Source organism: Bartonella sp. AC130YNZD (assembly GCF_042196865.1).
In the GTDB taxonomy this organism is placed as follows: domain Bacteria; phylum Pseudomonadota; class Alphaproteobacteria; order Rhizobiales; family Rhizobiaceae; genus Bartonella.
On record NZ_JBHIQZ010000047.1, the window covers coordinates 1 to 4,136 of the forward strand.

Here is a 4,136-nt window from a genome sequence, read left to right on the forward strand (position 1 = left end):
TGCAAAGCGGGGGCAATCTGTATTGTTTTGTGTATTTTTACGCCAAAGTTCTCTTTTGAGAATTTTTCGTGCCATTGTTGTTTTCTTTGGCTTGTTTACAGGTGTAAATGTTTATGCGCGCTCCTCAGCTATTTTTCATTCCCCAACCGATAATTTTTCTCGTAGGTATTCAGAAAAGCAGCAATTAGAAAGAATTGAGAAATTACAGTCTTTAACGCCTAAAAGGATCAAGACGCCTTCAGAGCAAAATCCAGAAATGCTTTTGGGTGGGAAGCAATGTTTTCCCATTCATGCTGTTGTTGTTGAGGGAGTGCATCATGTCAAAAAGCGCTCTATATCAGCCGTAACAGAGCCTTATGTTGGAAGATGTATCGGTCTTTTTGATATTCAGCTCTTAATCAAGAAGTTAACCAAAGTTTATTTGGATCAAGGCTATGTAACGGCGCGTTTTTACATTCCTGATCAAGATATCAAAAACAGCAAGACGCTCAAATTTGTTGTCGTTGAGGGCAAGCTTTCAGAGATTTACTATAATGGTTCACCGGCATCTCGTTATAACAGTGTTGTATGGAGTGCTTTTCCTGGGCTTCAAGGTCATGTTCTGAACATGCGCGATATTGAACAGGGGCTTGATCAGATCAACCGTTTGAGTTCAGCGCACGCTCAAAGCGAACTTCTTCCAGGGCGTGAAGAAGGGAGCACCATTGTCAATATTAACAATCATCCCGATAAAACGTTCAAGGTTACTGTTTCTCATGACAATATGGGACAATCTTCCACGGGTTATGCGCGTTATAATGCGGGCTTGAGGGTAGAAAATATTTTAGGGATGAATGATGCGTGGGATTTTAACTATCAACGCAGTGAGCCCGATTATTGGGGTGGGAGCAAGCAAGAAGGACATAGTAATAACATTTCAGCGAGTGTGAGTATTCCGTACGGTTATTGGACCTTTGGATTGAATGGCACTGTTTATAATTACCAAAGCATAATCCCTGGCAATTTTACCGATATTGAGACGACGGGGGATTCCAGTGAGTTGCACGCCAGTACAAGCAGGGTTCTTTACCGTGATAGTGTTTCCCTTACAACCTTGAATTTAGGTCTTTCTTATAAAAGAACCAACAATTACCTTCTTGGCAATAAGATTGAAGTGGGCAGCCGTCAATATAGCGTCGCCAATTTTGGCATTTCGCATTCGCGCCAGATGTTGGGGGGGACCTGGACCTTTGATGTGAGTTATTTGCAAGGGCTCCCTTTGTTTCATTCAGTAAAGAAACATGCGCCAGGGGCAGGGGATGCGGAGCCACAATTTGCCAAATTTACCGGTACGCTTAGTGTCATGACGCCTTTTAAGGTAGGGAGCTTGGACTTTATACTGAGCAATCTTTTGAGTGGTCAATATTCACCGCATAATTTATTGGGTGCTGAGCAGATTTCGTTGGGGGGCGTTTCCAATGTTCGTGGCACGCGTGAGAGTTTGCTTTTTGGCAATAACGGTTTTTTTAGCCGGAATGATTTGTTGCTACGCACCATTCCGTGGAGCAATCACGCGACCTTCAAAAAGGTTTTTGGTGAACTTCGCCCTTATGTTGGTTTGGATTATGGGCGTGTGTTTTCGCAAGTTTTGTATGGGATTAAGAGTGACCAGCTTGCCGGTTGGACAGCCGGTGTCAAGCTTGCGGGAGGCATGGTCTCTCTTGATGCCAGTTATTCCAGTATTTTTTGGAGCACAGTTAAGCACAAAAAATCAGGAACATTTTTTATGACATTAACAATGGAACTTTAAGCATTTTTTATTGGGGAGTTAACGTATGAGATATGAGAAGAGAGCAGAAAGAGCAGCTTTATTAGGTGTTTTAGTCTCCAGTACGATGCTCAAAAAGGTTTTATTTGGGGGACTTGGTTTTTCTTGTTTATTCGCATCTTCAGCGTTACAGGCGCAAATTGCAGTTGATCCTAACGCGAATGCCGCCCATCGTCCAGATATAGTGGCAGCGCCCAATGGGGTTCCCTCGATTGATATTGTTACCCCCAATGGCAAGGGCTTATCACACAATAAATATTACGATTTTAATATTGGCAATGCAGGTGTGATTTGGAACAATCATGCACAAGAAGTGGGGCAATCGCAGTTGGGGGGGCATTATGCCGGGCAATCCGCATTTGCGCCTCACGGGTTCGGCGAAAGTGATTTTAAATGAAGTGACCAGCAGCAAGCGCAGTGCGCTTCATGGTCCAGGAGAGGTTTTTGGGAGCCCAGCCGATGTGATTATAGCCAATCCCAATGGGATAAGCTGTGATGGTTGTGGCTTTATCAATACGCCCCATGCGACCTTAACCACAGGTGTACCCGAAATTGATGCGAGCGGTTTTTTGAAAGGCTTTGAGGTGCGAGGTGGGGATATCACCTTTGGAGCAAAGGGAGCCAATTTTTTCTCTGGTCAAGGGGCGGTTGATATTGTCGATATTGTCTCACGCACAGTGCATTTTGAAGGAGCTGTTGCGGGAAGAGAAATTGGAGTGACAGCAGGGACGGGTCACTTTGATTATGCTTCACGGGAAATGAAAGAACTGACCGATATTACTGGTAAACCAGAATATGCGATAGATGGTTCTGCTTTGGGGGCTCTACAGGCGGATCAGATTAAACTTGTGGCAACCGAAAAAGGTGTTGGGGTTCGCATGCGCCATGATATGGCAGCCAATGCGGGGCAGTTGCATCTTTCTGCTGATGGGAAAATCTCGTTGAAGAATGTTTTTGGTCATGGGGGTGTTGTCCTCAAATCGAAAAGCCAGAGCGTATTGGCAAAGCACATCACCTCGAAAAAGCATATTGATATTGCCGCCCATAAGGATGTGACGTTAGAAACGGTTGGTGCTGAGGGTCATTTGAAAATAGAGGCGCAGGATGGGCTTTTATCGATTGCCGGTAAGGCAACCTCTGGGGGCGATATGGAGCTGTCTTCGCGCCAGACACTTCAAGTTTCAGGGCTAGGGTCAGGCGCTGATATGGCTCTTGAAGCGGGCGGAGACTTGAAGCTTGAGGGGATTGTTTTAGCGCAAGGGAAGCTCAAGGCGCATGCCGGTGGTGATATACAAGCCCATTTTTTAGCCGGTGGGGTTGATATGGCGGCAACGGGTGCTGCTGGTGTTATTGTTCTTGGCACCCAAGGGGATGTTGATCTCCAGAGCCGTCAAGGTGCGATTGTCGCTGAAAGTGTTTATGGAGCAGGAGATATCACCCTGGTTTCTCATAACAGGCTATCTGTTTCTCAAACAATTCTATCGCATCAAAATGTTGCCATTCAAGCACAACCAGCAACAAATGCTCCCGTTCATTTTGGGCAACTTTTAGCCTATGGCAAGGCAAATATTGAGGGTGGGGTGGTTGACTTTTCTTCACTGATGACGGGTGAAGAAGCTGTTTTAAAGGTTGGCAGCCTTGATGCAGGCACACTGATGACAGGTGTCGTTTCTACGGGCGGTTCAGGGGATCTTGTTTTAGATGAAAAGGGCTTTCTTTTGATTACAGCAAAAGAAGGGGTGAATGTTGGTCAGATTGCCAGTGGTGGCAATATTGAAATTTTTGCAGGCAACGACATCTATTATGATCAGGTCATAGGCTATGGCAACGCAACATTGACATCGGTATCAGGAGAGATCAGTGTTGAGAATGTGTTGTCTGCTGAGGGGGATGTGAGATTGACGGCAAACACTCTCGATTTAAGCAATAATCGTTCTCATATTTACACGCCGCAAACGCTGTATTTAATTGCAGATCATATTGATGTCTCGGGCAGCAAATTGACTTATGGCGGTTTAGATTTTAACAGCACCAATGCCCTTGATATTCACAATGCGCGGCTACAAGCCGTAAGAGATGGCGGTGGGACTGGAGATATTCTTTTTGTTGCCCCAAGCGTTATGATTGATGAGACAACGTCGGTTTTAGCAGCCAGAGATTTCGTGATCAAGACGGGGGAGCTTGGAAATAGCGGTCAATTGGCATCGGGGCAGGATTTAGTCTTTGGCGTGACGGGGGATGTGACCAACAACAAAACGGGCTTAATTTATGTGAAGGGCAATGGTGCTTTACAAGTTGATGGGGATTTGTTGAATGATTTTGGTGCCAT

Annotated in this window: 1 protein-coding gene and 1 pseudogene; both read left to right on the forward strand. The window is 45.3% G+C overall.

Translation table 11 applies throughout. From position 1 onward, the window contains the following. A partial coding sequence (locus ACFINU_RS08885; protein ID WP_375667587.1) for a ShlB/FhaC/HecB family hemolysin secretion/activation protein occupies positions 1-1,789 on the forward strand: 1,789 nt, incomplete at its 5' end. A 25-nt stretch (positions 1,790-1,814) separates the two neighbouring features. After that, positions 1,815-4,136: pseudogene (locus ACFINU_RS08890) on the forward strand (filamentous hemagglutinin N-terminal domain-containing protein); the annotation flags it as partial.